The 21,382-nt window shown below is 69.2% G+C and carries 23 protein-coding genes; 7 read left to right on the top strand and 16 right to left on the bottom strand.

What is annotated here, in order from left to right; genetic code table 11:
- Positions 1 to 5 precede the first annotated feature (5 nt).
- The 6 genes from ACXIZN_RS02400 to ACXIZN_RS02375 all read right to left on the bottom strand — a co-directional run bounded on the left by ACXIZN_RS02400 (position 6) and on the right by ACXIZN_RS02375 (position 6,446).
- Positions 6 to 560 carry an isochorismatase family protein gene (locus tag ACXIZN_RS02400; RefSeq protein ID WP_457952305.1) on the bottom strand — a complete coding sequence of 185 codons (555 nt, stop codon included), beginning with the start codon at positions 558 to 560 and terminating at the stop codon, positions 6 to 8.
- Between the two features lie 68 nt (positions 561 to 628).
- Positions 629 to 1,456, bottom strand: a complete 828-nt coding sequence (locus tag ACXIZN_RS02395) for a poly(ethylene terephthalate) hydrolase family protein (protein ID WP_457952304.1) — start codon at positions 1,454 to 1,456, stop codon at positions 629 to 631.
- A 137-nt stretch (positions 1,457 to 1,593) separates the two neighbouring features.
- The gene (locus ACXIZN_RS02390) at positions 1,594 to 2,145 is read right to left on the bottom strand and encodes a hypothetical protein (RefSeq protein WP_257485220.1); all 552 of its coding nucleotides are present in this window, start codon (positions 2,143 to 2,145) and stop codon (positions 1,594 to 1,596) included.
- 122 nt (positions 2,146 to 2,267) lie between these two features.
- Positions 2,268 to 3,449 (bottom strand): cysteine desulfurase-like protein, encoded by a 1,182-nt coding sequence (locus tag ACXIZN_RS02385; RefSeq protein ID WP_457952303.1) that lies wholly within the window; start codon positions 3,447 to 3,449, stop codon positions 2,268 to 2,270.
- Between the two features lie 80 nt (positions 3,450 to 3,529).
- Complete coding sequence (locus tag ACXIZN_RS02380; protein WP_457952302.1) at positions 3,530 to 5,515, bottom strand: peptidase S8/S53 subtilisin kexin sedolisin; 1,986 nt, start codon at positions 5,513 to 5,515, stop codon at positions 3,530 to 3,532.
- A 127-nt stretch (positions 5,516 to 5,642) separates the two neighbouring features.
- Positions 5,643 to 6,446: a sulfite exporter TauE/SafE family protein gene (locus tag ACXIZN_RS02375; protein ID WP_457952300.1), complete on the bottom strand. Its 804-nt coding sequence runs from the start codon at positions 6,444 to 6,446 to the stop codon at positions 5,643 to 5,645.
- Between the two features lie 91 nt (positions 6,447 to 6,537).
- On the opposite strand from ACXIZN_RS02375, the gene ACXIZN_RS02370 reads away from it, so the two are divergent.
- Positions 6,538 to 7,311: an AraC family transcriptional regulator gene (locus ACXIZN_RS02370; protein ID WP_457952298.1), complete on the top strand. Its 774-nt coding sequence runs from the start codon at positions 6,538 to 6,540 to the stop codon at positions 7,309 to 7,311.
- A gap of 76 nt (positions 7,312 to 7,387) precedes the next feature.
- Here ACXIZN_RS02370 and ACXIZN_RS02365 read toward each other — a convergent pair whose 3' ends face one another.
- The 4 genes from ACXIZN_RS02365 to rlmN all read right to left on the bottom strand — a co-directional run bounded on the left by ACXIZN_RS02365 (position 7,388) and on the right by rlmN (position 10,171).
- A complete protein-coding gene (locus ACXIZN_RS02365) occupies positions 7,388 to 8,203 on the bottom strand; it encodes a DUF1206 domain-containing protein (protein ID WP_257485213.1) in 816 nt (271 codons plus the stop codon).
- A 102-nt stretch (positions 8,204 to 8,305) separates the two neighbouring features.
- Complete coding sequence (locus tag ACXIZN_RS02360; RefSeq protein WP_457952297.1) at positions 8,306 to 8,728, bottom strand: hypothetical protein; 423 nt, start codon at positions 8,726 to 8,728, stop codon at positions 8,306 to 8,308.
- A 24-nt stretch (positions 8,729 to 8,752) separates the two neighbouring features.
- Complete coding sequence (locus ACXIZN_RS02355; protein ID WP_126733397.1) at positions 8,753 to 9,031, bottom strand: hypothetical protein; 279 nt, start codon at positions 9,029 to 9,031, stop codon at positions 8,753 to 8,755.
- Between the two features lie 33 nt (positions 9,032 to 9,064).
- Entirely contained in the window at positions 9,065 to 10,171 is a 1,107-nt protein-coding gene (gene rlmN, locus ACXIZN_RS02350; RefSeq protein WP_457952296.1) for a 23S rRNA (adenine(2503)-C(2))-methyltransferase RlmN, read from the bottom strand.
- A 197-nt stretch (positions 10,172 to 10,368) separates the two neighbouring features.
- Here rlmN and ACXIZN_RS02345 point away from each other — a divergent pair, with 197 nt between their 5' ends.
- From ACXIZN_RS02345 to ACXIZN_RS02325, 5 genes are all read left to right on the top strand, one after another.
- Positions 10,369 to 10,503, top strand: coding sequence for a hypothetical protein (locus ACXIZN_RS02345; RefSeq protein ID WP_257485210.1), 135 nt, complete (start codon positions 10,369 to 10,371; stop codon positions 10,501 to 10,503).
- A 251-nt stretch (positions 10,504 to 10,754) separates the two neighbouring features.
- Positions 10,755 to 12,923 (top strand): YcaO-like family protein, encoded by a 2,169-nt coding sequence (locus tag ACXIZN_RS02340; protein ID WP_457952294.1) that lies wholly within the window; start codon positions 10,755 to 10,757, stop codon positions 12,921 to 12,923.
- Positions 12,923 to 14,131 (top strand): MDR family MFS transporter, encoded by a 1,209-nt coding sequence (locus ACXIZN_RS02335; protein WP_457952292.1) that lies wholly within the window; start codon positions 12,923 to 12,925, stop codon positions 14,129 to 14,131. Before ACXIZN_RS02340 ends, ACXIZN_RS02335 begins: the two co-directional genes overlap by 1 nt.
- Positions 14,121 to 14,588 (top strand): GNAT family N-acetyltransferase, encoded by a 468-nt coding sequence (locus ACXIZN_RS02330; RefSeq protein WP_457952291.1) that lies wholly within the window; start codon positions 14,121 to 14,123, stop codon positions 14,586 to 14,588. Before ACXIZN_RS02335 ends, ACXIZN_RS02330 begins: the two co-directional genes overlap by 11 nt.
- Before the next feature lie 88 nt (positions 14,589 to 14,676).
- Complete coding sequence (locus ACXIZN_RS02325) at positions 14,677 to 15,285, top strand: PadR family transcriptional regulator (RefSeq protein ID WP_457952290.1); 609 nt, start codon at positions 14,677 to 14,679, stop codon at positions 15,283 to 15,285.
- Here the strand turns inward: ACXIZN_RS02325 and ACXIZN_RS02320 are convergent.
- Positions 15,231 to 16,067 carry a class I SAM-dependent methyltransferase gene (locus ACXIZN_RS02320; RefSeq protein WP_457952289.1) on the bottom strand — a complete coding sequence of 279 codons (837 nt, stop codon included), beginning with the start codon at positions 16,065 to 16,067 and terminating at the stop codon, positions 15,231 to 15,233. The genes ACXIZN_RS02325 and ACXIZN_RS02320 overlap by 55 nt on opposite strands.
- 116 nt (positions 16,068 to 16,183) lie before the next feature.
- Here ACXIZN_RS02320 and ACXIZN_RS02315 point away from each other — a divergent pair, with 116 nt between their 5' ends.
- Positions 16,184 to 17,029, top strand: coding sequence for a VOC family protein (locus tag ACXIZN_RS02315; protein ID WP_457952288.1), 846 nt, complete (start codon positions 16,184 to 16,186; stop codon positions 17,027 to 17,029).
- 72 nt (positions 17,030 to 17,101) lie between these two features.
- On the opposite strand, the gene ACXIZN_RS02310 is transcribed toward ACXIZN_RS02315, so the two are convergent.
- The 5 genes from ACXIZN_RS02310 to rpsB all read right to left on the bottom strand — a co-directional run bounded on the left by ACXIZN_RS02310 (position 17,102) and on the right by rpsB (position 21,232).
- A complete protein-coding gene (locus ACXIZN_RS02310; RefSeq protein WP_126733405.1) occupies positions 17,102 to 17,998 on the bottom strand; it encodes a phosphatidate cytidylyltransferase in 897 nt (298 codons plus the stop codon).
- Complete coding sequence (gene frr, locus ACXIZN_RS02305) at positions 17,998 to 18,555, bottom strand: ribosome recycling factor (protein ID WP_034310934.1); 558 nt, start codon at positions 18,553 to 18,555, stop codon at positions 17,998 to 18,000. Before frr ends, ACXIZN_RS02310 begins: the two co-directional genes overlap by 1 nt.
- A gap of 51 nt (positions 18,556 to 18,606) precedes the next feature.
- Positions 18,607 to 19,350: a UMP kinase gene (gene pyrH, locus ACXIZN_RS02300; protein ID WP_005154669.1), complete on the bottom strand. Its 744-nt coding sequence runs from the start codon at positions 19,348 to 19,350 to the stop codon at positions 18,607 to 18,609.
- Between the two features lie 92 nt (positions 19,351 to 19,442).
- The gene (gene tsf / locus ACXIZN_RS02295) at positions 19,443 to 20,267 is read right to left on the bottom strand and encodes a translation elongation factor Ts (protein ID WP_340687351.1); all 825 of its coding nucleotides are present in this window, start codon (positions 20,265 to 20,267) and stop codon (positions 19,443 to 19,445) included.
- A 92-nt stretch (positions 20,268 to 20,359) separates the two neighbouring features.
- On the bottom strand, positions 20,360 to 21,232 hold the full coding sequence (gene rpsB, locus ACXIZN_RS02290; RefSeq protein ID WP_034310929.1) for a 30S ribosomal protein S2: 873 nt from the start codon (positions 21,230 to 21,232) through the stop codon (positions 20,360 to 20,362).
- Positions 21,233 to 21,382: the final 150 nt, after the last annotated feature.

Raw genomic sequence — 21,382 nt, 5'->3', positions numbered from 1 at the left:
GCGGTTCAGCCGCGGAAAACGACGTCTTCCGCCTTGACCGTCCCTCCCTTCCGGCCCGGCGCGGCCTGATACCGCCAGTACAGGTTCGTGTGCGCGATGACCTGCTCCGGTGTCGGCGCTCCCCACTCCGACTTGTCCACGGTCGTGTGCGCGTCGCCGACCAGCGTCGCGTCGTACCCGCGGACCATCGCGCCGTGCAGGGTCGAACGGATGCAGGCGTCGGTCTCCGCCCCGACGACCACGAGCCGCCCGACCCCGCGCTCGGCGAGCACCTGCTCCAGATCGGTGTCCTCGAACGAATCCCCATAGGACTTTTCGACGAGAGGCTCGGAATCTTCACGGTCCAGTTCGCCGACGATGCGCCACTCTTCGCTGTCCCGCACGAGTTCCTCGTCGGAATGCTGCACCCAGACGACCGGCACGCCTTCCCTGCGCGCCCTGCCGACGAGCCCGCCGATCTTCGCGACCACGGCGTCGCGCTCGTGGGCCTCGTCGACGACTCCGTTCTGGACGTCGACGACGAGGAGCGCGGTGTTCGGCCGGTTGACGAGTGTGGTCATCGCGGATATCCCTCCAGGTCAGGCTGCTGCGGCAGACCTTAGCCTCGGGCACCGACAAGATCCGTCGATCAAGCGCCCGGGACGGCCAGCGCCTTCGCGTTGCGCCGGACGTCGGACCACGCCCCGTCACGGCACAATCCGCAGGAAGGGCCGAAGAATTCCGCGCGGGCCCCTTCGTCGCCGGAAAGCCAGAACCGGAACCACGCCGTGATCGCGCCGCGGAACCCGCCCCCGTCGCCGACCGGCGTGAAATGGGTCGCTCCGGCGAGTTCGCCGTAGATCGCGGGGACCTGGTCCGCCAGGCGGTACCGCGGAATGACCAACAACCCGGGAACGACGATGTTGTCGAACTGCCCGCCCAGGAAGAACGAAGGACCCTTCAGCGCCGCGGCCGAGCCCTGCGGTCCGGGTTCGATCGGGATCGTCGTGGTGACGCGGGCGTCCGCGCCGGCGGCGATCGCCCCGCCGCCACCCTGGGAGTGGCCGGTGGCGCCGATGTGCGCCGTGTCGATCTTCCCTTGGTACGGGCTGCCGGGTCGGGAGTTCTCCGCGATCAGGGTCGTGGCCCCGGCCAGCATCTCCTGGCCGGAACCCGCGTTCGGGGTGTCGGCCGCCGCGACCACGAAGCCGTGGGAAGCCAGATGCCGCAACAAGCCGTCATAAATCTTCGGACTGGCACCGGTCCCGTTGCCCCACAGGATCACCGGGTGCTTCTCCAGCCGCGAAGGCCGGTACACGGTGTGCGTGCTGTCGAGGGCCTCGACGGTCACCGCGTAGGGCCCTGGTTCACTCCACCGGCTCGCGATGCCGGTCTCGGCCGTCGCGGCGGGCGTGATGCCCACGGTCGCGAGCGCGACCATCCCGGCGATCAGTATCCGTGCGCGAAGTCTCCCCATCGTGGCCACCGTCCCGTTCCGTCCGGGCCCCGTTGCCCGCGACGCTCCTCCCAGCGTGTCGGCACGGTCACCGTAGGTCCATGTGGCCGATCACAAGATCGGGCGAACGAGTCTTGTGATCGGCCCCAAAACCGGGGTCAGCCGATGAGCTGCCACAGGTAGCTGGGGCTCTTGACCGGCGCGACGGCGTTCTTCTTCCAGAGGTACTTGACCTTGCACGGCGGGACGATCCGGTACTTCTGCACGGTGAACGAGCGCGCTTCCTTGTACTGCTGCAACCGCAACGTCTTCCCGGCGGGCACCGTCGCGGAATAGGACCAGGAATCGGACTTCGAGTAGCTCGCCCCGACGCTCACCGCCAGCGAGACACTCGCCTTCGCGAAGATGACGCCCGCCTCGGCACTGGTCGTACCGGTGATGGACGCGTTGACCGACGAGGTCGTGGTCTTGTTGTAGGTGATCGTCCCGGGCCCGCGCAGGTAGTCGCTGCGGAGATTCGTCTTCATCCACGCCTTGGCGCCGTTCGAGATCGTGTAGTCGGGCGGATCGTTGACCTCGGGGCAGGGCTGGATCGCGAGCGACCGCGCCCCGGCCCCGAGTGCCGCGGGCGCGACGCACAGCGCGCAACCGAGAAGGACAGAAGCGGCCACCGACCGGAAACGCATCGCGAACCTCCCGTTGTCGATCATGACCGAACGGTAATACGGCTCCCGGCGGCGGCGCGGAAATCCAACCTGTTCGAGTTACGGGTCCCGGGTGAAGCGGCGGAGGCCGTCCGGCACAGGCCCGCCGCACTGTCCACTGTGGCCTGTCACCCGAACGCCGAAAGCCCGTCCAGCAGCCTGTCGACGTCCTCGGTGCTGGTGTACGGTGCCAGCCCGACGCGGAGCGCGGGGTCCTCCAGTTTCAGGGAAGCGAAGACTTCGTAGGCGTAGAAGGATCCCGCCGGTGCGACGACGTTCCTCTCGGCGAGGTACTTCTGCGCCTCGCGCTCGCGGCCGCCGAGGCCCATCAGGACGGTCGGCGTCCGGTCGGCGGCCTTGCCGTGGACCGTGACGCCGTCGCCCAGCCCTTTCTCCAGCCTGGCGCGCAGCGTGTGTTCGTGCTCATGCAACGAGTTCATCGAGTTCGCCAGCCGCGCCCGCCGCGGTCCGGCCGATCCAGGGTCGAGTGCGGCGAGGAAGTCCACGGCCGCCGTCGCGCCCGCGAGGATTTCGTAGGGCAGCGTGCCGAATTCGAACCGTTCGGGCACGGTGCCGGGCGACGGCAGGAGCTTGTCCGGCTCGACGGTTTCGAGGAGGGCAGGCGACGCGCCGAGCACCCCGCAGTGCGGGCCGAGGAACTTGTACGGCGAGCAGACGAAGAAATCCGCTCCCAGCGCGGGAACGTCAACCAGGTCGTGGGCGGCGTAGTGGACTCCGTCCACGAACACCAGCGCCCCGGCGTCGTGGGCGAGATCGGCGATCCGGCGGATCGGCGGCTTCGTACCGAGGACGTTCGAAGCCGCCGTGACCGCGACCAGCCTCGTCCTTTCGGTGAGGACCAGCGTATCGAGGTCGAGTTCGGTGGTCTCCGGATCGATGTCGAGCCAGCGGACGGTCATCCCGGTTCGTTCCGCGGCCTGGACCCACGGCCGGACGTTGGCGTCGTGATCGAGACGGCTGACGACGATCTCGTCGCCCGCACACCAGTTTTTGGCCAGATGCCGGGAAAAGTCGTACGTCAGCTGGGTGGCGCTGCGGCCGTGGACGACACCTTCGGCAGGCACGCCGAGGAAGTCCGCGTAGGCGGCCCGGAAGGCCACGACGGCGTTCTCGGCGTTGAGTTCGGACGGGCTGACCTTGCCCCGGTTCGACAGCGGCCCGGTGAGCGTCCGGGCGATGGCGTCGGCGACGGGCCGGGGTGTCTGGGTACCCGCGGGCCCGTCGAAGAAGGCGGTTCCGTCGGCGAGGGAAGGGAAGTGGAGCCGGAGGGCGGCGACGTCGATGGCCATGCACTCGACTCTGACATTCGACGGGGGACCGAGTAAACGCTTCGTGGCCGGAACTTTCTCCGGCCACGAAGCGCTCGGACTCAGTACAGCTTCAACCGGTACGCGCCGGACTGCGCGGTGCCGGCGAACAGATACCGGCCGTCGGCACTGATCGCGAGGGAGAGCACCCTGGGATCGGGCATCGCGCCGGGTACCGGCGACCAGGTGCGGCCGAAGTCCGTGCTGCGCAGCACGCCTCCCCCGGTCGCGCTGCTCGCGAACCACACCCGGAAGTCGAACGGATGCGGCCGGATCCGGCTGATCTCGCGGGGATCCTCGCCGTCGCGGACCCGGCGGAACGTCCGCCCGTCGTCCTCGCTGAGCAGGATGCCCGCGCCACCGACGAGGACGCGTCCGCCACCCCATCGGCTGACGGAGATGGAACTGACCGGTTCATCGGAGACGTGGGTCCAGGTCTTGCCACCGTCGTCCGACCGGGACAGACCGCCGGAGTCACCGCCCCAGACACGGTTCGGGTTCCACGGATCGCCGGCGAACGTGATGAAGCCACTGTCGACCGAGTGCTTTTCCCAGGTCTTCCCGGCGTCGTCGCTGCGGTAGAGCACGTAACCGGTCGGCGCGAAGGCCGAGACGAAGATCCGGTCCGGATCGGCCGGATGGGCGAAGATCGTCCTGGGGAGCCCTTCCTTCGCCTTCGCCGCGAACTGCCAGGTCCGCCCGCCGTCACCGCTGCGCAGCACGTCGAGCGAGAACCCGTTCCGGGTGACCTGCCAGACGACGTCCGGACGGCTCGGCGAGACGGACAGGCTCGCGTCCTCGTGCAGCCGGTCGGTGGGGTGCGACTGCCAGACGCGGTCGGTCGCGGAGACCTTGCCGCGCGGGAGCGGGGTGTTGTAGATCTCCTGCACACCGGCCGCGACGACGCTCTCCCGCAGGAGGTTCCCGGTGGTCACGAGGTCGCGAATGGTCTCACCGGGCACGCCGATCTGCTGGTATCCACTCTTGCCGCCATCGGCGTACACGCCGCGGTACAGCGAGGAGATCAGCGTGGTGGCGGGTTTGCCCGGCGCTGCGGGAAGCTCGATCATGTCGCTGACGCCTTCGCCCGGGGCGGGCACCGGTTTGCGGGCCCAGGTGCGGCCGAAGTCCGGGCTGACGTCTATGTCGTTATACGTCGAGACGTACAGGCGTCCGCCGACGAAACGCGGTTCGCGCAGGGTCTGCCCGGCCGGCTCGCGGCGCAGCACCGTCCAGGTCTTGCCGCCGTCGGCGGAACCGTGGAGTTCGGGGCCGACCGTGACCACGAGCCGCCCGCCGTCCGCGGCGACCTGATTGACCTCGCCGTTGGTGCGGTAGACGAGTTCCGCCCGCCGCTCCTTGCCGCTGACGCCGCGGACCACCCAGAGCGCGTATTCGGGGTACACCGTCGCGAAGTAGGCGTCGTCGCCGACCATCGTGAGCTTGAGCGCGCCGACCGGCGAGGCGATCCCCTCGCGCGGCCAGGTCCTCGGCACGTCGTTCCAGTGCTCGCCCCCGTCGATGCTGACACTCAGCGAGTCGAGGTTCTGCACCACGACGACCCGGCCCGTCGGGTCCGTGGCCATGCCGAACGCGCCGTCGGGGTACCACTCGCGCAGGGTCTCCCAGCTCTGACCACGGTCGGTGGTCCGCAGCAGCATCCCGTGCCACTCGCCGGGCATCCCGCCGGGCGAGTTGCCCACCGCGAGCATCCGGTCCGGGTTCACCGGATCGGCGAAGAATCCCTGCATGGACGTGTCCGCCGGCAGGCCCCTGCGCACGGTCCACGAGGCGCCGCGGTCGCCGGAGAGCCACAGGGCGGGCGGGCCGGGCACCATCATCGCGAGCCCGGCGGGTGAAACCGCCAGCAGCCCGCCGACGCTGTTCGGGCCGACCGGGTCCCAGGCGCCGTGCGGCTGTCCGGTCGCGTTGACCTCGGCAGGCGGCAGCTGGGGTTCGGCGGTGGCCACCGACGTCGCCCCGGTGGTCCCGAGAGCCGTCAGCAGTCCGAGAACGAACATGCGTTTGGTGATCGATCTCAGTTTCATGCGGGAGATCTTGGCGCAAGTTCTCCCAAAGGTATAGAGGATTCGTCGGATCTTTGCCTGCCGATAACCCCTTGCCATCCCGACAATGCCTTGTCAAGGCTTGACATCACCCGAACTCATCGGATCACTAACGGACGACGAGCGCTATCAGCGCGGTGGCGAGCAAGGCGAGGTACGCGATGGCGTGGGCGCGATCCGGGATGCGGCCGACCACCCGGCGGGTCACGGCGATGGCGGGCAGCGATCCGCACAGCAGCGCCCCCGCGGCCACCAGGTCGATGTAGCCGAGGTGGGCGGCGCCCGGGGCCGGGCCCGTCACCGCGAAGGCGTAGACGGCCGTGCCGATCACCGCCACCGGCAGGCTCAGCGGGTTCGCCAGCGCGGCCGCGTCGGCCATCGGCAAACCCTTGCGCCGCATGAGCGGGACGGTGAGGACACTGCCCCCGACGCCGAGAAAGCTCGCCACGGCACCGATCCCCGTTCCGCCCGCGGTGGTGGTGAACCCGCCGAGCGCGCGCGGCCTGCCGTCGTCCCGCCTGCTCACGAATCCCTTCCGGACAACGCTGTCGGCGATGGTCAGCGCGAGATAGGCGACGAAGAGCCAGCGCAGCACGCCCTCGCCGGCCATGGTCGCCGCGAAGGACCCGAGAACGGCACCCAGGCCGATGAACGCGATGAGCGGCCACAAATAGTCGCGGCGTAGCCGTCCTGTCCGCAGTTGCGCGACGGACGCGCTCCCGGCGTTGACCACCATCACCGCGGTCGACGTGGCCACCGCCACGTGCATCGCGGACGCTGCGTGCTCCGGATCGGCGAGCGCGAAGGCGTAGACGACGGGCACGGTGACGAAACCGCCGCCGAATCCGAAAAGGACGGTGGTGACCCCGCTCAGGCAACCGAACGCGAGGAGCACCGAGATCTCGATCAGCACTCCTGCGACGGTAGGCGCCCGCGGCGCGGCGGGCATTCGAAAGAACGCCACTTTCTTTCGCGCATCGGACACCCGGCGTAGGCTGGGTGAGGTGCGCGACATCCCCATCGACGAGGTCGACCACCTCGACCGCGCCGTGGTGGCGATCCGCACCGATTACCCGCCGGGGCACCGAATCCTCCCGCATCGGCACCGGCGGGCGCAGTTCCTCTACAGCGCGACGGGATCGATGCGGGTCGAAACGGCCGACGGCACGTGGACCATCCCGACGCGGCGGGCGGTGCTCGTGCCGCCGGGAACGGTCCATCAGGTCTTCACCACGACCGTGAGCACCCGGAGCCTGTACATCGAGCCGAAGGCGGTGCCGTGGTTCCCGCGCCGCTGTCAGGTCGTCGAAGTCTCCGCGCTGCTCCGGGAACTCCTGAACGAGGCCGTCGGCGTGCCCGGGCTGTACACCCCGCGCGGGCGGGACGCCGCGGTCATCGGCCTGACCCTGCACGAGATCCGCCGGGCCGCCCCGGTCCGCCTCGATCTCCCGTTGCCGAAGCACGACCGGCTGCGCGCCCTGTGCGAGTCCTTTTTGGACGCTCCGGACATCCACGATCCGGTCGGCGGCTGGGCCGACCGGCTGCACGTGAGCGAGCGGACGCTGAACCGGCTCTTCACCACCGAAACCGGGATGGGTTTCGCCCGCTGGCGGCAGCGGGCCTGCGTACTGCATTCCCTCTCGCTGCTGTCGGACGGTCTTCCCATCGCCGGGATCGCCGCCTCGCTCGGCTACGAGAGCCCCGCCGCGTTCTCCACGATGTTCACCCGGCTTCTCGGGACCTCGCCGAAGGACTATCGCGCCGCGTCGTCGCTCTGATCGCCGATGTCTCAAAGTGAGACACGAGGCCACTCTTACGCCGCCCCTACCTTCCGTTCAGGCCCAGGCCGCGCCGTCAGCCACGTTGTGCCCGTGCCGCCCCGACGCAGTACACGCCGAAGGCCGCGACCCCGGCGGCCACCACGATGAGCAGTACCGTGCCGAACGGCTGGGCGGCCAAGGTCCGCAGGGCGGCGTCGAGCCCGCCGGAGCGGGCCGCGTCGTGCGTCAGCGCCGCGTAGCCGACGAGTACCGCGACCACGCCGAATACGACACCCCTTGCCACGTAACCGATCCTGCCGAGCCGCTCGACCCACCGCCGCGTCCCCGACGGGAGCCGCGAGAGGTCGAGATCCTGCAGGAAGGTCCGGCGCACGCCCTTCACCACCGAACCCACCGCGACCCCGAACACGACGACGGCCACCAAGGTCACCAGGAACGGCCCGGCGGGCAACCCGAGCAGCCGCGCGGTGAACTCCTGCTGTTTCTGGTCGCCGCTGCCCTGTTCCCCCGAGCCCATGGCGACCCTGGCCGCGTAGACGCCCAAGGAGATCCCCACCACGCAGCGCACGCCGGACGTCACCCGTTTGACGGTGCGTTTCCTCTGCTTGTCGATCCAGGTGTAGCCGACCGCGGCCAGCAGCCCCTGCCACAGGCCGTAGGCCACCAGCCCCGCCGCCAGCACCCACAACAGCACGCCGCCCATCGGGGTCGAGCCGACCTCGGTGATCGCGCCACGGCCGTCGGCCTCCTGGCCGCCACCGCCGACGGCGACGCGCACCGCCAGGTACCCGATGAGCAGATACACCAGGCCGTAGCAGCCCATCCCGATCCGTCCGAGCACCTGGACGGCCGTGTTGTGGCGCACCTGTCTCGCTTTGGTCGCGGACATCCGGTCCACCTCCTCATGAGTCTTCATCGAGTGTCGCCGCCGACGGCCATGACCGCCGTGTGACTGGGCCGTCCGGCCCAGCGGCAGAGGAGGAGCGGATCGCTAAGAGGAGAGCCAATCGCCGGTGTGGCGGTGCCTGCCGAGCCCGACGGCGTCGAACTCGTCGAAGTGGTCGCCCTTGGCCACGCCGAGCCGCCGAAGCGCCTGGGAAATCGGACTGCCGGCGGCCGGGGCCGTCTCGTCCTCGGGAAGGTGCAGCGGGCCGAGGACCGTCTCGCCGCCGTCCCACACCTGCGCGGATTGCGTCCCGGCACCACCGAAGTACTCGGCCTCGACGTACGCCACAGCGCCGTGCTCGGAGCACGCGGCGAGCACGGTCCGGAATTCCCCGGCTTCCGACATCGCCTCGGGCAACGGCATCAGCGACAGGTGATGCACGAGCGGGACGAGCCGCGCGCCCTCGACCGAAGCGAGCAATTCAGCGCGTGCGGACTCGGTGACGACGACGGCCTGCAGGCAATACACGCCCGCATCCTGTCACCTCGCGGTCTAGCGGCGGGAACCGAGCCAGGGCGCCAGCAGGGCTTCGAGGTCGGCGTCGGACAACGCGTACGGCCCGCCGTGGAACTCGTGCCACCGCGAAGCGTCCCGCGCCGCCATGTACTCCACCTCGAACGCCCGCATCAGGACGTACATGAAGGTCACCGAGCTGAACCGCTCACCGAGCAACGTCCTGGCCTCGCGCGCGACACCGGTCGCGCCGTGGCCGATCACGTCCGTGAGCTTCAGCTCCTCCGCAGCCGGATCCAGCAGGCTGGGGGCATACATCACGACAAAATCTCCATCACTGAAAGGAAGGACTCAGTTCTCGGCGGCGAGCTGACCGCACGCCGCCGCGATCTCCTGACCACGCGTGTCACGAACCGTGCACGCCACTCCGCCCGCGTTCACCAGCCGGACGAACTCCCGCTCCACCGGCTTCGGCGAGGCGTCCCACTTGCTGCCAGGCGTCGGGTTCAGCGGGATCACGTTCACGTGCACCAGCTGGCCGAGGTGCTGGCGGAGCCGCTTCGCCAGCAGCTCGGCACGCCAAGGCTGATCGTTGACGTCCCGGATCAGCGCGTACTCGATCGAGACCCGGCGGCCGGATGTGTCCGCGTAGTACCGGGCCGCGGACAGGACCTCGTCCACCGACCAGCGCTCGTTCACCGGCACCAGCGTGTCCCGCAGCTCGTCGTCCGGCGTGTGCAGCGAAACCGCCAGCCGCACCTGCATCTTCTCGTCCGCGAGCTTGCGGATCGCCGGCGCGAGCCCCACCGTCGACACCGTCACCGAACGCTGTCCGATACCGAGCCCGTCCGGCGAGGGATCCGTGATCCGCCGGACCGCCGCCACCACCCGCTTGTAGTTCGCCAGCGGCTCGCCCATGCCCATGAAGACGATGTTCGACAGTCGGCCGGGTCCGCCGGGCATCGCTCCGTCGCGCATCACCGCGGCGGCGGCGCGGACCTGGTCGACGATCTCCGCGGTCGACAGGTTCCGGTCGAGGCCGCCCTGGCCGGTCGCGCAGAACGGGCACGCCATGCCGCAGCCCGCCTGGCTCGAGATGCACAGGGTCGCCCGATCCGGGTAGCGCATCAGCACGCTCTCCAGCAGCGTCCCGTCGTGCGCGCGCCACAGCGTCTTGCGCGTGGTGCCGTCGTCGCACGCGAGCGCCTTGATCTCGGTGAGCAACGTCGGCATCAGATCGCCGACGAGCTTCTCCCGCGACGCCGCGGGGATGTCGGTCATCTCCTCGGGGTCCACCGTGAGCCGCGAGAAGTAATGGTTCGAAAGCTGCTTCGCGCGGAACGGCTTCTCCCCCAGCTCGGCGACGGCAGCGGCCCGCTCGGCGGCGGAAAGGTCGGCGAGGTGGCGCGGCGGAAGGCCGCGCTTGGGCGCGTCGAAGACGAGAGGGAGGGCAGTCATAGCTCACTCAGTGTCCCATGTCCACCTCTGACGCGCCTTCGCCGCCCCGGATCGCTGTTTCCCAAGTCACGTGAACCGTGCCCGGGCCGTCCGTGCGGATCGCATATCAGGAGACGTCGGGAGGTCACGTCAGGCCCGAGACTTGGTCATGTCGCGCCACGGAGCGTGACGACCCCGAGTGAAAATCAGGAGGACTCATGATCTCGACCTTCGAGCGCCCCGCCGCCGTCGTCGTCCACAACCGCGCCGTGGTCCACAACCGCGCGGTCGTCCACAACCGGGCCGTCGTGCACAACCGCGCGGTCGTCCACAACCGTTCCGCCGCCAAGTAAACCGGCCGACGAAAGCCGCCCGCGCCGCCGCGGTCCCGCTTCCGGGACCGCGGCGGCGAGGCGGCAGTCCNCCGCGCCGTGGTCCACAACCGCGCGGTCGTCCACAACCGGGCCGTCGTGCACAACCGCGCGGTCGTCCACAACCGTTCCGCCGCCAAGTAAACCGGCCGACGAAAGCCGCCCGCGCCGCCGCGGTCCCGCTTCCGGGACCGCGGCGGCGAGGCGGAAGTCCTGGAAACGATGGGGTTGCCATGGGGTCCGAAGACATCAGACCGCGGCTCGACGGAATCGAGATCACCGATCTCGAACCGGAGCTCTGCTTTCTCGTCACGCCCAACGGGGGACAGTTCTACATCGCCGCGCCCACCCGGGAGTTCCGTGCCTGGGCGAGCCGATGCGACGGCACCCGCACCCGTGCCGAGCTGCTGGCCGGCATGGATCCGGACTACGAGGAGATGATGGAGATCCTCGAAGCGGACGGCTGCCTCCGCTCCGGCCTGGACACCGGGGCCGACGACGTCGCCGCCACCTCGATCCTTCTCACCGGTTCGCCCGCGCTCATCGAGCCGCTGGCGGAAATCCTCCACGGCGGTGGATACACGAGCGTCGAGACGGTCCCCTATTTCCACGATCTGTCCGAAGTTGACATGGAGAACACCGTCGTGGTCGCGGCCTTCGATCACCCCGCCTACACCGAACTGATCGCGCTGGACGCGTTGTGCGCCGGCAGCGGGGTGCGCTGGCTGCCGTTGCGCCGCGAACGCGGCCGGGTGATCGCGGGACCCGCCATCGCGCCCGGCGGCATCGATTTCGCCGACGTCGTCGCACGGCGCCGCTCCGCCGCGCAGGACCCGCGTGTCGTCGAAGCGTTCCTCTCGGCCCCCTGTGACTCCACCCCGCTTCGGCCGGGCGACGCCCGCTGGGCGCTGACCACCCTCGCCGTCCATCTCGAACACTGGCTCTCCGGCGGACGATCCGGCCTGATCACCGGTGAGATCGAACTGAACCCGGCGGACCTCACCGAGATCCGCCGTCCGATCCTCCCCGTACCCGACCGGGCCCGGGCCGTTCCCGCCACGACCGACCCCGGTCTGCTGGTGGACGACCAGACCGGGATCGTGACCGGTGTCGGCGAGATCCCGCCCGCGCCGGGGATGCCCGCCCGGCTGCGGGTCTGCGCGGTCGATGTCGCGGACATGCGCCGCGTGACGAACTGGCCCAACGACCGTCAGGCCTTCGGTACGTCGTGGCACGACTTCGACCTCGCGCGCCAGTCGGCCATCGGCGAAGCGGTGGAGCGCTACTGCGGAAGCTGGCTCGCTCCGGAGCGCGAAGTGTGCTTCGGCAGCTACAAGCAATTCTTCCGCTACGGCGTCCCCGCACTCGACCCGCGACGGCTGAACCTCTATTCGGCCGCGCAGTACCGGTCGCCGGGTTTCCCGTTCGCGCCGCTGACCCAGGACACGGAATGTTCATGGGTGGAAGGCTTCTCCCACACCAGCGGAGAACCCGTCTGGGTTCCGGCGTTCCTGTTCTCGAACGAACGCCAACCGGGGGAAGCGTCTTTCGCCGATCCGCTGATCGCCGGCCTCGCGAGCGGGACCACCGAGGAGCACGCCGTCACCTCCGGCCTCGAAGAGGTCCTCGAGCGCGACACCACCATGCTCTGGTGGGCCAACACGCCACGGCTCGGCAGGCTCACGATCCCGGACGAGATCCGGTCGCTCATCGCCGACGCCACCGACGACTACGAGGTCACGCTCATCCACCTGGACAACGAGTTCGACGTCCCGGTGGTCGCCGCGGTGGTCCTCGACCGCGTGAAACGCTGGCTGTCGATCGGTTTCGCGACCCGGCCGGACGCGCTGGAGGCCGCGAAGAAGGCGCTCGCCGAAGGGTTCACGCTCCAGCACACCTGCCGCGCCCTCGACGACGAACGCGAACTGGCCGGAATGCGCCGGGACCTGCCGCATCTGGGCAACCTCAAACCGCACCGGGCCGATCGGCGCTACCTGGACTCGTACCGCGAAGATTTCGCCGACGTCGCGGATCTCCTTTGCCAGCAACAGATCTATCTCGACCCGCGGGCCGTGAAGCGAGTGGCGCCCTGGCTCACGGACCTGCCGAGCCGGGGCTGGGACGACCTGCCCGCCCTCGGGGAACGGCGGCTCAAGGCCTACCAATCCCGCGTCGAAGCCCGCGGTTTCGAGGTGCTCAGCGTCGACCTGACGACCTGCGACGTCGCGGCCGCCGGATTCCACGCCGCGCATACGCTGGTCCCGGGGCTCGTGTCGAACTTCCCCGCAGGATCTCCGTTGTGGGGCAACGGAAGGATCGCCGACGCGGCGGTGGCGCTCGGCTGGCGCGACGAACCGCTCGCCGAGCACGAACTCAACGTCTTCCCGCTCCCCCACGCGTGATGGCCGCCGCCGACCTGCTCGGTCTCCCGAGCACTCGCGGCCGGTTCCCGCTCATCGCGGCGCAAAGCGTCGACGCGCTGGGGACCGGTTTGTTCCTGCCGTTCGCCGTCGTGTACTTCCACGCGGCGAAGGGTCTGTCGCTGACGGCCGTCGGAGTGGCGCTGTCGATCGCGGCGATGATCGCGCTGCCGTCGGGTCCGCTCGCCGGACGGCTGATCGACCGGTTCGGGCCGGGACGGATGGTGATCACCGCCAACCTGATCCGGGCGGTGACCTTCACCGGCTATCTCTTCGCCGGCGAGGCCTGGCATCTGGTCGTCCTCGCCGCGATCACGTTCTGGGGCGAGGGCATGTTCTGGCCGTCGACCGGCGCGCTGGTGGCGCAGGTGGCCGACGACGGCCAGCGCGCCCGCTGGTACGCGATGGAACGCGCGCTGCGCAACGTCGGCATCGGGCTCGGCGGGCTACTCGGCGCCGCGATGGTCGCTTGGGGCGGACCCGGCGGCTACACGGCGATCGTGCTGGTCAACGCGGCGAGTTTCGTCGTCGCCGCGGTTCTGGTCGCCTCGTGGCGAGCCCCGGCGGGCGCCCCTCGCGAGAGCGAATCCGAGGCCGTTCCCCCAGGCGGCTACCGGAAGGTGTTCGCCGACCGGATCTTCCGGGGCGTCCTCGTGACCGTCTTCGTCTTCGCGTTGTGCGATCTGGCGTTGACCGTCTTGCTGAGCGCGTACGTCCTCGACGGCCTCAAGCTGCCGGCCTGGCAGCCCGGTGTCCTGTTCGCGATCAACACGGTGCTGGTCGTGCTCGCGCAGACCGTGGTGTCGCGCCGGGTCGAGCGGCGTCGCATGCCGCGCACGCTCCAGGTTTCGGCCGCGGTGTGGGCGGTGTCGTTCGTCCTGTTCGCGCTGGTGCCCACCGGGCAGCCCACGACGGCGTTCCTCGTGCTCACCCTCGCGATGATCGTCTTCACCGCCGCCGAACTGCTCCAGGCGCCGACCAGCAGCGCGCTGACCGTCGCGATCGCCCCGGCGCGGTTGCGCGGCCGTTATCTCGGCCTCGAAGAACTCGTGTGGAGCGTGGCGCGGGTGATCGCCCCGGCGACGTTCACCTGGTTGCTGTCGCACGGTGCGGCTCTGCCGTGGCTGGTGCTGATCGGCTGTTGTGGCGTGGCGATCGTGGTGCTGGGCAGACTGAACCGTGCGCTCTGAACTGGACGACGTCTACCGCCGCGTCTACCGCGAACCGCCGTACCTCGAAGGCGAGGACGACGTAGCCCGCTTCGGTGTGCTGTTCGCCGAACACGCCGCGCTCCCCGGGTTCGCGATGACGACGGTGCGCGAGGCCGGAGCACTCGGCGGCTTCGCCTACGGGGTCCGGCAGGAAATGGGCTGGTGGCCCGAACGCGCGACGGCTCCCGCGCCCTCGTGGCTCGACGGTGAAGAGCTGTTCTACGTGTACGAGCTGGCGCTCCTCCCCGAGCTCCGTGGGCGCGGGCTCGGCCGGGCTCTGCTCGATGACCTGCTGAAAGAGCGGCCCGAGCGGTTCGCCGTACTCGCGTCCCGCGTCGAGGCGCCCGCCCGGCAGCTGTACCGGCGCTGGGGCTGGCGGAAGGTCGGCGAGTTCGACTCCGGCGGCATCGATCTGCTCGCGCTCGACCTCTCCTGAGAGCCAGATCACCGAGAACGGGTTGCCGTGCGACTGTTTCCGATATATCGTGAACGTGTCGAGACAGTACGTAGAAAGGATTCACCTCATGCGACGACGACCCTTCCCTCCAGAACACGGCCGGCCGGCCTTCGGACCTTGGTCCCGCGGCGGCTTCGGCGACTTCCCGCCTGGTCCGGGCGGACCGGGCCACCGGCACCGGCACGGCCGCCGTGGTGGCCCCGGGCGGCGCGGCAAACGCGGTGACGTCCGCGCCGCGATCCTGGCGCTGCTGTCCGAGCAGCCGAGGCACGGCTACGAGATCATCCGCGAGATCGGCGAACGCAGCGGCGGCTTCTGGAAGCCGAGCCCCGGCTCGGTCTACCCGACCCTGCAGTTGCTCGCCGACGAAGGCCTGGTGATCAGCAAGGACGAGAACGGCAAGAAACTGTTCGAACTCACCGAATCCGGCCGCGCCGCGGCCGAGCAGCAGGACGCCGTCCCGCCGTGGGAGCAGATCGCCCACGACGTCGACCCGGTCGAGGTCAACCTCCGGAAGGCCGGCGCGACCCTGGCCGCGGCCGTCGCGCAGGTGATGCACGCCGGCAGCGAAAGCCAGCAGGCCCGCACCGTCGACGTGCTCAACGAGGCACGACGGACGATCTACGGCATCCTCGGCGAGGCCGAGGACGTCACTCCGGACGAGGACACGGAGTGACCAGGCACGACGAGGCCGGTGGGCTTGACGCGGGTATGCACGCGATAGCCCACCGGCAGCGTCATCCGCTTCTCCCCGGAACCTGACGAAACCTCGTTCAGGCGCCGGACATCCGCGATCGCCTTCGCCGCGACCGGAGCGCTGAACTCGATCTTCAGCACCGCTTCCATCGCGGCGGCGTCCTCGAACAGCCACCGCGTCATCACCTTGCGGCAACCGAATCCCTGACGGGCGAAGAACTTCTCCACCCCGGGCGGGTCGTAGTGCGGAAGATCCAGCCGCATCCAGCGTCCGTAGGGCTCACTCGTCACATCGAGATCCACGATCACCAACAGCCCGCCCGGACGCAGCACCCGCTCCGCTTCGCGAAGACCGGGCTCACAACCGGGGCCGAAGAAGTACGCGGTGCGCGCGTGGACGACGTCGAAAGCCGCGTCCGGCAAGGGAAGCCGCTGGGCACGCCCTTGCCGCACCTCGACGTTCTCCAGTCGCTCCACCCGTTTCCGCGCGTCGAGGACGAGCGGCTCATGGGGTTCGACCCCGACCACCGACCGCGCCGTCGCGGCGAACCGCGGCAGATGGAAACCGTCACCGCAGCCGATGTCGAGGACGTCCGCGCCGGACCAGTCGCGATACCCGGCGAGCACGCGCCAGATCTCGTCGTCGACGTCCTGCGCGCGGTTCTCGACCTCGTAGGCCTTCCGGTAGTACCAGATGTTCGGGCTCGGCAGCACCTCCTCACCGCCGCGGCGGGAGGAGAGGGCTCGGGGAAACCAGCGCACGGAAGCTCCAACGAAGGGACACCGGGCCGGGTTCCTGGGTCGTCCGGTCGAAATCCTTGACGGAAAACAATGCGGTCAGCGACTAGACTTTACTCCCACCGGTAAGGGAGAACCGCATGTCGCTCGGCTCGGCCGCCCACACTTCCGTCATACCTTCGGGAATCCCGTGCTGGATCGAGCTCGCGTGCAGAGACGAATCGGCCGCACAAACCTTCTACAGCGGGCTTTTCGACTGGGAGTACGTCGTCCAGCGTGATCCGGCGACACCGACCGGCCGCTACTCGATCGCGACACTGAACGGCGTCCCGGCCGGTGGTCTGTACCGCGCGGGCACCGGCGGTCCGGCAGGCTGGAGCGTCCACATCTCGGTGCCACAGGCGGCCGCGGCCGCCGAATGGGTCGACAGCCTCGGTGGCCGGGTCACACTCGGGCCGGTGGCGATCCCCCATCGCGGCAACATCGTCCACGCCGTCGACGCGTGCGGGGCGCACGTCGTCTTCTGGGAGCCGCCCGCCACCTGGGAGTTCGCGACCGGGGTGCCGAACACCTTCAGCGGCGCGGATCTCAACACCCACGACGGGGCGGCGGCGGATCACTTCTACTGCCGCCTCTTCAACTACACCAGCCACCAGATCGGCGACGGAGCCTCGCTCGACTACGCCGAATGGCTCATCGAACACGAACCCGTGCTGTACCGGTACGTGATGGGTTCGGAGTACCGGCCGGACACGCCCCCGCATTGGATGGTCTACTTCGAGCTCGACCCGGCCCGCGGCGCGGACGCCGCGGCGGGACAGGCCTTGATGCTCGGCGGTGCCGTCGTGGTCCAGCCCTATGACACCCCGTACGGCCGGATGGCGATCCTCGCCGACCCGGACGGTTCGGTGTTCGCGGTGATCGACCATTCGCGGGCCGTCGAGGGCTGGGGTACCGCCGAAGTCGACGACCCCTACGACGACTGAGTCCGCTCCCGGGTCGAAAACCCGCACAGAACCGGCAATTGTGCACCGCCGCGAGGTCGGCCGGGACTTGGCCTAAAGAGGCACGAAGGCGGAGAGCAGCAGCCAGGAGACGACGGCCGAAGGAAGCAACGAGTCGAGCCGGTCCATCAGCCCGCCGTGCCCCGGGAGCATGTTCCCCATGTCCTTGACGCCGAGGTCACGCTTGATCAGCGACTCGACGAGGTCGCCCAGTGTCGCCGTGCAGACGATCGCCGCGCCGAACAGGACGCCCTGCCAAGCGTGACCGTCGAGGAGAAGGCTCAGGGTCAGCGCGCCGGCGACCACTCCGGCCACGAGCGAACCGGCGAACCCTTCCCAGGTCTTCTTCGGGCTGATGCTGGGCGCCATCGGATGCTTGCCGCCCAGTACACCGGCGATGTACCCGCCGGTGTCCGAAGCGACCACACCGATCATGAACGCCAGCACCCGGCCCACGCCGTCCGCCGGCGGGACGAGCATGGCGGCGAAGGCGCCGAAAAGCGGGATGTACGCGGCGGCGAAGACCGACGCGCTGATGTCGCGCAGGTAGCCGTCCGCGCCGCCGGGCAACCGCCACAGCAGGCAGACGAGCACCGTCAGCACGAACGCCGTCAGCGCGCCCTCACGGCCATACGGCCACGCCAGCCAGATCATCGCCTGACCGCCGACGAGCACCGGGACCAGTGCGATCCGGATGCCCGCCGCGCGCTTCAGTGCGCCGGCCAGCTCGATCGTGCCGACCGCGATGGCGATCGCGATGATGCCGATGAACAGATAGCGCACGGTGAGCAGGGACGTGACGATCGCCGCCCCCAGCAGCAGCCCGACCCCGATCGCGGCGGGCAGGTTGCGGCCGGCGCGGGAAACCTTTTTCGCCGGTTCCGGCTTCTCGGCCGGAACCGGTTCCGGGGCGTCCACCCGGTCCTCGCGTTCCTCGCTCACCTGGCTCATCAGACCTCGAGTAGCTCGGCTTCCTTGTGTTTCACCAGCTCGTCGACCTTGTGGCTGTAGGTGTCGGTGAGGTTCTGGAGTTCCTTCTCGGCGTGGACGACCTCGTCCTCGCCTGCCTCGCCGTCCTTCTTGATCCGGTCGAGCTCTTCCTTGGCCTTGCGGCGGACGCTGCGGATCGAAACGCGGGCGTCCTCACCCTTGGCCTTGGCGACCTTCACCATCTCCTTGCGGCGCTCTTCGGTGAGCTGCGGGATGACGATGCGGATCACGTTGCCGTCGTTGCTCGGGTTGACGCCGAGGTCCGACTCGCGGATCGCCTTCTCGATGGCGTTGAGCGAGGTCTGGTCGTAAGGCTTGATCAACGCCATCCGGGCTTCGGGGATGTTGACGCTCGCCATCTGGTTCAGCGGGGTCGGCGCGCCGTAGTACTCGACAACAATGCGCGAGAACATCCCCGGGTGGGCCCGGCCGGTGCGTACCGACGACAGGTCCTCCTTGGCGACGGACACCGCTTTTTCCATCTTCTCCTCGGCGTCGAGGAGGGTCTCGTCGATCACGGCAACTCCCGTAGTTGTGTATGCGTACCGATTGCGAAGATCAGAGCAGGCCTACGCGGGCACCCCGTCGGCGGGGGTGTCGACCAGGGTGCCGATCCTCTCACCACTGACCGCGCGGGCGATGTTCCCCTCGGTGAGCAGATTGAACACGATGATCGGCATGTTGTTGTCCATGCACAGGCTGAACGCGGTGGCGTCGGCGACCTTGAGGTCCCGCTCCAGTACCTCGCGGTGACTGATCTCGTGGAACATCTCGGCGGTCGGGTCGCTCTTCGGGTCCGCGGTGTAGACGCCGTCGACGGCCTTCGCCATCAAGACGGCTTCGCAGCCGAGCTCGAGCGCGCGCTGCGCGGCGGCGGTGTCGGTCGAGAAGTACGGCATGCCGACCCCGGCACCGAAGATGACGACGCGGCCCTTCTCCAGGTGACGCTCGGCGCGGCGCGGGATGTACGGCTCGGCGACCTGCCCCATGGTGATGGCGGTCTGCACGCGGGTCGGCAGGCCCTCCTTCTCCAGGAAGTCCTGCAACGCCAAGCAGTTCATGACGGTGCCGAGCATCGCCATGTAGTCCGCGCGGTCGCGGTCCATGCCGCGCTGCGACAGCTCCGCGCCACGGAAGTAGTTGCCGCCGCCGATCACGACGGCGATCTGCACGCCCGTCCGCGCGACGTCGGCGATCTGCTGAGCGACCGAGTGCACCACATCCGGATCAACCCCGATGGAACCGCCGCCGAACATCTCGCCGCCCAGCTTCAGCAGCACCCGCCGGTATCCGCCTTCGACCCGGACACCCATGTCGCCCTCCCTAATGCTCCGAACCCGACTGTGCCCCGTCCCCGATGGACGGAGACGGGGCACAGTGGTGATTCTTGTGTTCCGCGCCTGGATCAGGCCTGGCCGACCTCGAACCGGGCGAACCGGCTCACGGACACGCCGGCCTCGTCGAGCAGGGCCTTGACGGTCTTCTTGTTGTCCTTGACCGACGGCTGCTCGAGCAGGACGTTGTCCTTGTAGTACGCGTTGACCTTGCCCTCGATGATCTTGGGCATGGCCTGCTCCGGCTTGCCCTCTTCGCGGGCGGTGGCCTCGGCGACGCGACGCTCGTTCTCGACGATCTCGGCCGGGACCTCTTCACGGGTGAGGTACTTGGCCTTGAGCGCGGCGACCTGCATGGCGGCGCCACGGGCGGCCTCGGCGGCGGCCTCGCCCTCACCGGTGTACTCGATGAGCACGCCGACGGCGGGCGGGAGGTCCGCACCGCGACGGTGCAGGTACGTGGTGGTGGTGCCCTCGTAAGCGGCGACACGGCGAAGCTCGAGCTTCTCACCGATGCGGGCGGCCAGCTCCTGGACCTGCTCTTCGACGGTCTTGCCGTCGAGCGAGGCGGCCTTCAGCTTCTCGACGTCGCTGGTCTTCTCGGCCTTCGCGACCTCGACGATCTTCGCGGCGAGAGCCTGGAAGTCCTCGTTCTTCGCGACGAAGTCGGTCTCGGAGTCGAGCTCGATCAGCACGCCGCCGTCACCGGCGACGAGGCCCTCGGCGGTGGCGCGCTCGGCGCGCTTGCCGACGTCCTTGGCGCCCTTGATGCGCAGGAACTCGACGGCCTTGTCGAAGTCGCCGTCGTTCTCCTCCAGCGCCTTCTTGCAGTTCATCATGCCGGAGCCGGTGAGCTCCCGGAGACGCTTCACGTCTGCGGCGGTGTAGTTCGCCATCGTGGGTGTGTCCGTCCTTTTTCAGGTACGAGAAAGTCTTTTGGGGAAGTCACCCGTGGGGCCGCCCGGAGGCGGCCCCACGGGCAGGTGGATCAGGAGGAGGCGGTGGCCTGCTCGGCCGGAGCCTCGGTGGCGGCCTCGGTCGCGGCGGCGGCTTCCTTGGCGTCCGCGGCGGCGGTCTCGGAGCCGGCGAGCAGCTCCTTCTCCCACTCGGCCAGCGGCTCGTCCGTGGCGACGCCCGCCTCGGGCTTGGCGTCGGCGGAGGAACCGTTGCGGCTGGAGCGGGCCATCAGACCGGCGGCGGCGGCCTCGGCCACGACCTTGGTCAGCAGCGCGGCCGAACGGATGGCGTCGTCGTTACCCGGGATCGGGTAGTCGACCTCGTCCGGGTCGCAGTTGGTGTCCAGGATCGCGACGACCGGGATGTTCAGCTTGCGAGCCTCGCCGACGGCGATGTGCTCCTTCTTCGTGTCGACGATCCACACGATGCTCGGCACCTTGGCCATGTCGCGGATACCGCCGAGGGTCTTCTCGAGCTTGTCCTTCTCACGGGTGAGCGTGAGGATTTCGCGCTTGGTCAGGCCGGCGAAGCCGCCGGTCTGCTCCTGCGACTCGAGCTCCTTCAGGCGGAGAAGACGCTTGTGCACGGTCTGGAAGTTGGTCAGCATGCCGCCGAGCCAGCGCTGGTTCACGTAGGGCATGCCCACGCGCGAGGCTTCGGCCGCGATGGCTTCCTGGGCCTGCTTCTTCGTGCCGACGAACATGATGGTGCCGCCGTGCGCGACGGTTTCCTTGATGAACTCGTACGCACGGTCGATGTAGGTCAGCGTCTGCTGCAGGTCGATGATGTAGATGCCGTTGCGCTCGGTGAAGATGTAGCGCTTCATCTTCGGGTTCCACCGACGGGTCTGGTGCCCGAAGTGCACGCCGCTGTCGAGCAGCTGCTTCATGGTGACGACGGCCATTGCCGGAATCAACCTCTTCTGTGTCGTGCGCGCCCGGCTCTGCCGGAACGCGCTTGCTCGGTTCGTCGCTCTCGGCCGGGTGGCCGATCGCCCTGGTGCCGATGCTCGGGCCCGGACCCGGGAGCGAAGTACCCCAGGGACCGCCGGGCC

The sequence above is a fragment of the Amycolatopsis sp. TRM77291 genome (genome assembly GCF_054166285.1).
The sequence above is the reverse complement of the archived record's forward strand: the minus strand, read 5'-3'. Positions and strand labels throughout refer to the sequence as shown.

What these genes read in the sequence shown, in the direction of transcription:
- ACXIZN_RS02355 (WP_126733397.1), bottom strand. Translation starts at nt 9,031, where the DNA reads ATGTATGCCCCCAGCCTGCTGGATCCGGCTGCGGAGGAGCTGAAGCTC.
- rlmN (WP_457952296.1), bottom strand. Translation starts at nt 10,171, where the DNA reads ATGACTGCCCTCCCTCTCGTCTTCGACGCGCCCAAGCGCGGCCTTCCG.
- ACXIZN_RS02315 (WP_457952288.1), top strand. Translation starts at nt 16,184, where the DNA reads ATGTCGCTCGGCTCGGCCGCCCACACTTCCGTCATACCTTCGGGAATC.
- pyrH (WP_005154669.1), bottom strand. Translation starts at nt 19,350, where the DNA reads ATGGGTGTCCGGGTCGAAGGCGGATACCGGCGGGTGCTGCTGAAGCTG.
- ACXIZN_RS02325 (WP_457952290.1), top strand. Translation starts at nt 14,677, where the DNA reads ATGCGACGACGACCCTTCCCTCCAGAACACGGCCGGCCGGCCTTCGGA.
- rpsB (WP_034310929.1), bottom strand. Translation starts at nt 21,232, where the DNA reads ATGGCCGTCGTCACCATGAAGCAGCTGCTCGACAGCGGCGTGCACTTC.
- ACXIZN_RS02380 (WP_457952302.1), bottom strand. Translation starts at nt 5,515, where the DNA reads ATGAAACTGAGATCGATCACCAAACGCATGTTCGTTCTCGGACTGCTG.
- ACXIZN_RS02400 (WP_457952305.1), bottom strand. Translation starts at nt 560, where the DNA reads ATGACCACACTCGTCAACCGGCCGAACACCGCGCTCCTCGTCGTCGAC.
- ACXIZN_RS02345 (WP_257485210.1), top strand. Translation starts at nt 10,369, where the DNA reads ATGATCTCGACCTTCGAGCGCCCCGCCGCCGTCGTCGTCCACAACCGC.
- ACXIZN_RS02365 (WP_257485213.1), bottom strand. Translation starts at nt 8,203, where the DNA reads ATGTCCGCGACCAAAGCGAGACAGGTGCGCCACAACACGGCCGTCCAG.
- ACXIZN_RS02310 (WP_126733405.1), bottom strand. Translation starts at nt 17,998, where the DNA reads ATGAGCCAGGTGAGCGAGGAACGCGAGGACCGGGTGGACGCCCCGGAA.
- tsf (WP_340687351.1), bottom strand. Translation starts at nt 20,267, where the DNA reads ATGGCGAACTACACCGCCGCAGACGTGAAGCGTCTCCGGGAGCTCACC.
- ACXIZN_RS02390 (WP_257485220.1), bottom strand. Translation starts at nt 2,145, where the DNA reads ATGATCGACAACGGGAGGTTCGCGATGCGTTTCCGGTCGGTGGCCGCT.
- ACXIZN_RS02385 (WP_457952303.1), bottom strand. Translation starts at nt 3,449, where the DNA reads ATGGCCATCGACGTCGCCGCCCTCCGGCTCCACTTCCCTTCCCTCGCC.
- ACXIZN_RS02395 (WP_457952304.1), bottom strand. Translation starts at nt 1,456, where the DNA reads ATGGGGAGACTTCGCGCACGGATACTGATCGCCGGGATGGTCGCGCTC.
- ACXIZN_RS02335 (WP_457952292.1), top strand. Translation starts at nt 12,923, where the DNA reads ATGGCCGCCGCCGACCTGCTCGGTCTCCCGAGCACTCGCGGCCGGTTC.
- ACXIZN_RS02340 (WP_457952294.1), top strand. Translation starts at nt 10,755, where the DNA reads ATGGGGTCCGAAGACATCAGACCGCGGCTCGACGGAATCGAGATCACC.